The organism is Paracoccus marcusii (assembly GCF_006151785.1).
Classification (GTDB): Bacteria; Pseudomonadota; Alphaproteobacteria; order Rhodobacterales; family Rhodobacteraceae; genus Paracoccus; species Paracoccus marcusii.
Genome location: NZ_VDDD01000139.1, coordinates 1 through 8,191 on the forward strand (window position 1 = coordinate 1; position 8,191 = coordinate 8,191).

8 protein-coding genes are annotated in these 8,191 nt (G+C 69.5%); 4 read left to right on the forward strand and 4 right to left on the reverse strand.

Annotated features, from left to right (window positions below; genetic code table 11):
* On the reverse strand, positions 1-243 hold a 243-nt coding region (locus FHD68_RS16035; RefSeq protein ID WP_208863794.1), incomplete at its 3' end, for a hypothetical protein.
* A 129-nt stretch (positions 244-372) separates the two neighbouring features.
* The gene (locus FHD68_RS16040) at positions 373-1,332 is read right to left on the reverse strand and encodes a L,D-transpeptidase (RefSeq protein WP_127897754.1); all 960 of its coding nucleotides are present in this window, start codon (positions 1,330-1,332) and stop codon (positions 373-375) included.
* 354 nt (positions 1,333-1,686) lie between these two features.
* Between FHD68_RS16040 and FHD68_RS16045 the strand changes: the two genes are divergently transcribed.
* Together FHD68_RS16045 and FHD68_RS16050 are read left to right on the forward strand one after the other, a co-directional pair.
* Complete coding sequence (locus FHD68_RS16045) at positions 1,687-3,342, forward strand: MFS transporter (protein WP_371705892.1); 1,656 nt, start codon at positions 1,687-1,689, stop codon at positions 3,340-3,342.
* Positions 3,343-3,418: 76 nt separating this feature from the next.
* The gene (locus tag FHD68_RS16050; RefSeq protein WP_127897755.1) at positions 3,419-4,108 is read left to right on the forward strand and encodes a hypothetical protein; all 690 of its coding nucleotides are present in this window, start codon (positions 3,419-3,421) and stop codon (positions 4,106-4,108) included.
* A gap of 3 nt (positions 4,109-4,111) precedes the next feature.
* On the opposite strand, the gene FHD68_RS16055 is transcribed toward FHD68_RS16050, so the two are convergent.
* On the reverse strand, positions 4,112-5,770 hold the full coding sequence (locus FHD68_RS16055) for an NAD+ synthase (RefSeq protein ID WP_127897756.1): 1,659 nt from the start codon (positions 5,768-5,770) through the stop codon (positions 4,112-4,114).
* 124 nt (positions 5,771-5,894) lie between these two features.
* Here FHD68_RS16055 and FHD68_RS16060 point away from each other — a divergent pair, with 124 nt between their 5' ends.
* Positions 5,895-7,337 carry an MORN repeat-containing protein gene (locus FHD68_RS16060; protein WP_127897757.1) on the forward strand — a complete coding sequence of 481 codons (1,443 nt, stop codon included), beginning with the start codon at positions 5,895-5,897 and terminating at the stop codon, positions 7,335-7,337.
* Positions 7,334-7,783: a GNAT family N-acetyltransferase gene (locus FHD68_RS16065; protein WP_240542486.1), complete on the forward strand. Its 450-nt coding sequence runs from the start codon at positions 7,334-7,336 to the stop codon at positions 7,781-7,783. The genes FHD68_RS16060 and FHD68_RS16065 overlap by 4 nt, the downstream gene beginning before the upstream one ends.
* On the opposite strand, the gene FHD68_RS16070 is transcribed toward FHD68_RS16065, so the two are convergent.
* On the reverse strand, positions 7,780-8,191 hold a 412-nt coding region (locus FHD68_RS16070), incomplete at its 5' end, for a YcjF family protein (RefSeq protein ID WP_139086218.1). The two genes, FHD68_RS16065 and FHD68_RS16070, sit on opposite strands and share 4 nt — an antisense overlap.

Sequence of the window (8,191 nt, forward strand, 5' to 3'; positions counted from 1 at the left end):
CGCGGCAAGGCGGCGCTTGCGGCGTTCCATGTCGGTCCGGCGCAGGGCCGCGCGCAGCATTTCGGCCGGGGCCGGGTCGCCCTCTGCGGTCGTCGCCTCGGCGCGAGCGGCGCGCAGCGCGTCGATCAGCGTCAGCAACGCCGCATCGTCCAGCGCCCCAAGCGCGGGATGGCGGCTCTGTTCGGCCAGCGTCAGTTGATCGGGGTTGAGCAGTTCCTGTTCGCGCTTGGCATAATACGGCATTCGCGGGACCCTTGGCGGACGGATGATGTGTTCGGCAGGACTGTGCGCAGGAATCGGCGCATTTGCAATTGGAAAGGGCCCCGGTCGCAACCGGAGCCCCCTGATCTTTTCGCAGGCGTGGCCGCCCCGTTACCGGGAGGGCACGGCGCTTTCGACCGGAGAGACAAAGCCCGCATCCGTGGCGAACGGATCGCTGACCAGCGACGGCTGGACCGAGGTCGCGGCCGGAACCGCCGTCATTGCGGCATAGGGATCGGTGAACCCCGTCGGCACGGCAGATTCGACCGGTGCGGATGCAACCACCGCGGTCTGCGTCGGCGCGGATGCGACCTGCGCGGTCGCAGCCGGGTCGGCCGTCGGCTGCACCGCGGCGGCGGGCACGACATAGCCTTCGGGCGTTTCCTGCATCGGGCCTTCCATCGCGACGCTTTCGGCCTGCGAACGGACGATCACCTCGGTTCCCGTGGGGATCTGTTCGAACAGGTCGATGACGTCCTGGTTGAACATCCGGATGCAGCCCGCCGACGTGGCCTTGCCGATGGACGAGGGGTCCAGCGTGCCGTGAATGCGGTAATAGGTGTCGACACTGCCCTGGTACAGGTACAGCGCGCGCGACCCCAGGGGGTTCTGCATGCCGCCGGGCAGGCCGCCCGCGAACTGGCCGTAAAGTTGGGGTTCGGTCCGCAGCATGTTGTCGGTCGGGCGCCAGCTGGGCCAGGCCGCCTTGCGCGCGATCGTGGCGCGACCTTCGAAGGTCAGGCCCGCGCGCCCCACCGCCACGCCGTACCGCATCGCCTGGCCGCCGGGCTGCACGTGATAGAGGACGCGTGCATAGGGGTCGACGACGATGGTGCCGGGGGCCTCGGTGCCGTTATAGGACACCAGCTGGCGGGTGTTGCGGTCGTTCAGATAGGCAGCGCGGACGGCCGCGATGGGAATCGGCTCTCCGTCCGGGCCGCGGTCGGTGCGGGCCTTGTAGATCTCGGGGATCTCGACCGGCTGCTGGGCGGTGGGGGTCGTGGTCTCTTGCGAGGGACCGCAGGCCGCCAGCCCCAGGGCCAGCGCCGCGAAAAGGGAAGCGAGGCGCATCGTTGCTTGTTCCTTGTTCATCGTCGGTCGCGCCGGCAGAGGCGGTTCCGAGGCAGCATCTGTTCTGTTGCGCCGCAGGGCGGGCGCGATTCGCATGTTCTTCCATGAGGCCGCCCGCCGATCCGCGTCAACCCCGAGCCACCCTCGACGGGGTCCGTGCCGCGTCTGCGCCCGATCTCTGTGGCGCTACGGCGTCAGGTGGATCACCTTTATGCGCCTAATGAACAACTTGGCGTGTCTTCGGGTTTCATGTGCAGGCGAAAACTTTGCGTCGATCGGGCGGGCGCCGGCGTTGCGGGTTCGCGGGTGCCCGCCTAGGCTGACCGCGATGCCCGCCGCAGGAAAGGCCGATCCGTGACCCCTTCGACAGACCCCACCACTGTCCCCGCCCGGACCGGCGCGCTGGCGCCGCTGGGCTATCGCGACTTTCGCCTGCTGTGGAGCGCGACGCTGGTGTCGAATTTCGGCGGCCTGGTGCAGGCCGTGGGCGCGGCCTGGCTGATGACCCAGTTGACCGACAGCGCCACGCTGATCGCGCTGGTGCAGGCCTCGAACACGCTGCCGATCATGCTGCTGGCGATCGGGGCGGGGGCGCTGGCCGACATCTTTGACCGCAAGACGCTGCTGATGGGCGCGCTCATCTTCATGGCGGTGGTGTCGCTGGCCCTGGCCGCGGTGGCCTGGACGGGGGGGCTGACGCCGTGGCTGCTGCTGGGCTTCACCTTCATGCTGGGAGCGGGGCAGGCGGTCTATAACCCGCCCTGGCAGGCCAGCATGGGCGATCTGGTCGACCGGAAGGACCTGCCCGCGGCGGTCAGCCTGAATTCCGTGGGCTTCAACCTGATGCGCAGCGTGGGGCCCGCGGCGGGCGGCCTGATCGTGGCCACGCTGGGCGCGTCGGCTGCCTTTGCGGTCAACGCCATCAGCTATCTGCCGCTGCTGGGGGCGATGTCGCAATGGAAGCCCAAGCTGGCGCCGCGCGTCACCACGCCCGAACCGTTCATGGCCGCGATGGGGGCGGGCCTGCGCTATGTCGCGCTGTCGCCCAACCTGCTGCGGGTGATGTCGCGCGGCGCGCTGTTCGGCTTTGCCGCCATCGCCGTGCTGGCGCTGCTGCCGCTGGTCGCCAAGAGCCACCCCGAGGGGGGGTCGCTGCTGTTTGGCGGCCTGCTGGGATGCTATGGCGTCGGCGCGATCGGCGGCGCGCTGCTGAACCCCCGCATCCGCGCCCGGCTGAACAACGAGAACGTCGTGCGCATGGCCTTTGCGGGCTTTGCGCTCTCGGCCTTGGTCCTGGGCCAGACGCAGTCGGTCTGGCTGCACGCGGCGGCGATGCTGCCTGCGGGGGCGTCCTGGGTGCTGGCGCTGTCGCTGTTCAACGTGACGGTGCAGCTGTCCACACCGCGCTGGGTCGTGGCCCGCGCGTTGGCGCTGTACCAGATGGCGACCTTCGGCGGCATGGCGGCGGGCGCCTGGATCTGGGGCATGGTGGCGGGCACGCAGGGCCTGGATGCGGCGCTGACGGCCGCCGGGGGCGTGCTGCTGCTGGGGGCTGCGATCGGGTTCTGGCTGCGGGCGCCCGAATTCGGGGCGGTCGATCTGGACCCGGTGAACCGCTTCCGCGAGCCCGCGCTGATGCTGGACCTGCGGGGGCGGTCGGGGCCGATCATGGTGATGGTCGATTACCGCATCGACCAGGCCGATGTGCCGGAATTCCTGCGCCTGATGCAGCGGCGGCGCAACATCCGCAGGCGGGACGGGGCGCGCAACTGGTCGCTGCTGCGCGACCTGGAGCATCCCGACCAGTGGAGCGAAAGCTATCACATCGCGACCTGGGACGAATATGTCCGCCACAACCTGCGCCGCACCAAGTCGGATGCCGAGGTCGCGGTGGCCCTGCGCGCGCTGCACCAGGGCGACACCGATCCGCTGGTCCACCGCATGATCGAGCGTCACACTGTCGGCCCCCAAGACGACGTACCCCTGGTGGGCAAGATCGAGATCCCCTGACGGATCGTTTCCCTCTCGCCCGCACGCGCGGGTTGTGCCAGATCTGGGGCGACCCGTGGCACGAAAGGGCCGGCCGATGATCAGACTTGTCCTGTTCCTGGCGCTGATGCTGCCCGCCGCGGTGCAGGCCGGGCCCTGGCCGCGCGAGGCCGGGCGGACCTTCCTGTCGCTGTCGGGGGAACGCAATCGCGCGGGCAGCAGCTATGCCTCGGCCTATGCCGAATACGGGCTGACGCCGCGCACCACGCTGGGGATGGAGCTGGGCCGCGCCGATCAGGCGGAGACCAGTGCCATCCTGTGGCTGCAGCGCGCGCTGGACGACGGTCAGGGGCCGAACCGCTTTGCGATGCAATCGGGCGCGGGGGTGATCCGGCGGGACGACCTTGCCATGCCGGTGGTCCAGGGCGCGCTGTCCTGGGGGCGCGGTTTCGACCGGGGCTGGATCACCGCGCAGGTGCTGGCCAAGATGACCGGCAGCGCGCCGGACCCGCGCGCGCCCATGCGCCCGTCCTTTGCCGCCAGCTTCCTGACCGCCGAACGGGTGATCAAGACCGACGTGACCCTGGGCCTGCGTCCGCGTGACGGGCTGATGGTCATCAACAGCCTGTGGCTGGAGCACCCCCAGGACGAGGAATATTCCGCCCGTCTGATGTCGTCGCTGGTGTTCGACGTGCCCGGCCCGGTCAAGGTGGAACTGGGCATGGTCAATCCCCTGTCCGGCCCGTCCGAACAGGCCGTCCGGGTGGGCACCTGGCTGGAGTTCTGAAACCTACAGCCGGTCGCGCCAGCGGTTCACCAGCGGATAGCGGCGGTCCAGCCAGAAGGCGCGGGTCGAGATGCGTGGCCCCGGTGCGGCCTGATACCGCTTCCATTCGCTGACATAGAGCAGCTTTTCCACCTGCCGCACCGTGTCCGCATCGAACCCCCGCGCGACCAGGTCGGCCAGCGACAGATCCTGTTCCACCAGCCCGTCCAGGATCGCGTCCAGAACCTCATAGGGCGGCAGGCTGTCGTCGTCGCGCTGGTCGGGGCGCAGTTCGGCCGACGGCGGCTTGGTGATGATCCGCTGGGGGATCACCTCTCCGGGCGCGCCCATCATCCAGTCGCGATGGTTGGCATTCCGCCAGCGGCAGGTCTCGAACACCCGCGTCTTGTAGAGGTCCTTGATCGGGTTATAGCCGCCCGCCATGTCGCCATAGATGGTGGCATAGCCCACCGCGACCTCGGACTTGTTGCCGGTGGTCAGCAGCATCTCGTTGAACTTGTTGGACAGCGCCATCAGCATCACGCCGCGCAGGCGGGACTGGATGTTCTCCTCGGTGATGTCGGGCTGGGTGCCCTCCATCAGATGCGCCAGTGCGCCGCCCACCGCGTCGCGCGCCCCGTCGATGCGCACGGTGTCCAGCCGCGCGCCAAGCCGCGTCGCGCAATCGGCCGCATCCTCCAGGCTGGCTTGGGAGGTGTATTCCGACGGCAGCATCACGCAGCGCACGTTTTCCGGCCCGATCGCGTCGCAGGCGATGGTGGCGACCAGCGCAGAATCGATGCCCCCCGACATGCCCAGCAGCACGCGGCGGAACCCCGACTTGCGCAGATAGTCGCGCAGGCCCAGCATCATCGCGTGGTAATCCTGTTCCCACGCGTCGGGCTGGGGCGCCATCAGGCCCGGTTCGGCCCGCCAGCCATCGGGGCCATGGGTAAAGTCGACATGCACCACCGCCTCCTGGAAGGCGGGCAGCTGCACGACCTTGTGGCCGCCGGGGTTCAGCACGAAGCTGGCCCCGTCATAAAGCTGGTCGTCCTGGCCGCCGACCATGTTCACATAGACCAAGGGCAGGCCCGTCTCGACCACGCGGCCGACCATGTGGCCCATGCGCAGGTCCAGCTTGTCGCGGTGATAGGGGCTGCCGTTCGGCACGACCAGGATCTCGGCCCCGGTCTCGGCCAGCGTCTCGGCCACGTCCGGGTACCAGCTGTCCTCGCAGATCGGGCTGCCGATGCGGGCCGCGCCGACCGGATAGGGGCCACTGATCGGGCCGCTGTCGAACAGGCGCAATTCGTCGAACAGCTGCTTGTAGGGCAGGTGATGCTTCAGCACGCGCGCCACCAGCGCCCCGTCCCGGAACACCCACCACGCGTTGTAAAGACGGCCGCCGTCGCGCCACGGCCCGCCGATGCCGATGGCGGGGCCGCCCGTCAGCGACGTGCCAAGGGCCATGATCGCATCCTCGGCCTGGGCGGTGAAGGCGGGTTTCAGCACCAGGTCCTGGGTCTGGTATCCGGTGATGAACATCTCTGGCAGGGCCAGCATGTCGGCGCCTGCATCGCGCGCCTGTTCCCAGGCATCGCGCGCGCGGGCGGCGTTGCCGTCCAGGTCGCCCACGGTGGCGTTCAGCTGCCCGATGGTCAGGCGGAAACGGTCGGTCATCACGGGCACCCCGGTTGTGTGGCCCCTTGGATAGAGGATCGCCCGGCCAAGGAAAAGTCGGCCTTTGCGCATGGGTGCCTTCCGGGGTAAACCTGCGGCAAAACACCGTAAGGGGCGACAGGCGATGAAAGCGGCAATCGGAACGGCCTTGGCATTGGCGATCTGGGCAGGCCCTGCGGCCGCTCAGGTCATCACCAAGCAGTACGACGATGGCGGCGTCTACGAAGGCACCTTCCGCAACGGGCTGCAGCACGGCCAGGGCAGCTATGTCCTGCCCAACGGCTATCGCTACGAGGGGGACTGGGTCGAGGGCCAGATCATGGGCCAGGGCCGCGCCGCGTTTCCCAACGGGTCCGTCTATGAGGGCCAGTTCGCGGGCGGCAAGCCGCATGGCCAGGGCAAGATCACCTATGCCGACGGCGGCACCTACGAAGGCGCCTGGGCCGAGGGAGAGATCACCGGGCAGGGCGTCGCCCGCTATGCCAACGGGTCCGTCTACGAGGGCCAGTTCGTCAGCGGCCTGCATCAGGGGCAGGGCGTGCTGACTCAGGCCAACGGCTATCGCTACGAGGGCGACTGGAACGCCGGCGTCAAGGAGGGGCAGGGCAAGATCACCTATCCCGACGGCGCCACCTATGAGGGCGCGATGCTGGCCGGCCAGCGCGCGGGACAGGGCAAGCTGGTGATGTCGGACGGGCTGACCTACGAAGGGGTCTGGGCAGCGGGTCAGATGTCCGGGTCGGGGGTTCTGGTCCAGCCGACGGGCGACCGGTACGAGGGCCAGATGCAGGGCGGGCGTCGGCAGGGCAAGGGTGTCGCGACCTATGCCAACGGCGACGTCTATGACGGCGATTTCGCCGATGACCGCCGCCACGGCCAAGGCACGTTCACCGGCGCGGACGGTTACGTCTATGTCGGCGAATGGTCCGAAGGCCGCATGGAGGGCCGTGGCCAGATCACCTATCCCGACGGGTCCGTCTATCTGGGCCAGATGCGCGCCGACCGGCCCGACGGCACCGGCAAGATCACCTATGCCGACGGCTCGACCTACGAGGGCCAGTGGTCCGAGGGCGTGATCGAGGGCGAGGGCAAGGCCAGCTATGCCAACGGCATGGTCTATGAGGGGGGCTTTCGCAACGCGCGCAACGACGGGCAGGGGCGCATGTCCTATCCCGACGGCTATGTCTATTCCGGTGCCTGGAAGGACGGCCAGCGCCACGGCGAGGGGCAGGCCACTTATCCCGACGGCACGGTCTATACCGGCAGCTTCGCGGACGGGCTGCGCGAGGGCCAGGGCCGCCTGACCACGCCCGACGGGTTCATCTACGAAGGCGGCTGGAAGGCGGGAGAGATCGACGGCACCGGCGTCGCGACCTATGGCAACGGCGACCGGTACGAGGGCACCTTTGCCGCGGGCAAGCGCCAGGGGCAGGGCGTCATGCGCTATGCCACCGGCCAGATCGCGTCGGGCGAATGGCAGGACAACCGCCTGATCGAGGCCGACCAGGGATCGACCGAAATGGCCCCCACCGAAGACGCGCCCGACCTGCCGGCCGAGGCCCCGTGACCGCGTTCCGCCGCGCCACCGCGGCCGACCTGCCCGCGATCCTTGCCCTGCTGGCCGACGATCAGTTGGGCGCCGGGCGAGAGGACCTGGCGGATGCCGCGCGGTATCGTGCGGCCTTCGATCTCATCGACGCCGATCCGGCGCAGATGCTGGCCGTGGCGCAGGACGGGGACCGGGTGGTCGGCACCCTGCAACTGACCTTCATCCCGGGGCTGGCCCGCGGCGGCGCGCTGCGTGGCCAGATCGAGGCGGTGCGCGTCGCCCGCAGCCATCGCGGCGCGGGCCTGGGCCGGGCGATGATGGACTGGGCCATCGCGGAATGCCGGGCGCGGGGTTGCGCGCTGGTGCAGCTGACGACGGACCGGTCGCGCACGGATGCGCACCGGTTCTATGACGGGCTGGGGTTCGTCCCGTCGCATGTCGGATACAAGCTGGCGCTGGACTAGCGGGCGTCGTCGTTCGAAAACAGGCCGGTCAGCGCGCGGCTGACCAGGTTTCCGACCTTGGGCCGGGGCTGCGACAGGAACGGCAGCGGGCGGCAGACCTCCATCGCGGCGATGCCCACGCGGGCGGTCAGTGCGCCGTTCACCAAACCTTCGCCGAAACGGCGCGACAGCTTGGCCAAAATGCCGCCCCCCGCCATCGTGTGGATCAGGTCGTCCCCGGCCGCCACCGCGCCCGTGGCGATCAGATGCGTCATCACCGTCCGCGCCAGGCGCCAGCCGCCGACGGCACCGGCGCGCCCGCCATAGATCTCGGCCATGCGGCGGATCATGCGCAGGTTCGCGGCCAGGGCGGCCGCCACGTCGGCCAGGGCCAGCGGGACCAGCGCGGTCGTCGCGGCGACCGTCCGG

What these genes read in the sequence shown, in the direction of transcription:
- FHD68_RS16055 (WP_127897756.1), bottom strand. Translation starts at nt 5,770, where the DNA reads ATGACCGACCGTTTCCGCCTGACCATCGGGCAGCTGAACGCCACCGTG.
- FHD68_RS16060 (WP_127897757.1), top strand. Translation starts at nt 5,895, where the DNA reads ATGAAAGCGGCAATCGGAACGGCCTTGGCATTGGCGATCTGGGCAGGC.
- FHD68_RS16040 (WP_127897754.1), bottom strand. Translation starts at nt 1,332, where the DNA reads ATGCGCCTCGCTTCCCTTTTCGCGGCGCTGGCCCTGGGGCTGGCGGCC.
- FHD68_RS16050 (WP_127897755.1), top strand. Translation starts at nt 3,419, where the DNA reads ATGATCAGACTTGTCCTGTTCCTGGCGCTGATGCTGCCCGCCGCGGTG.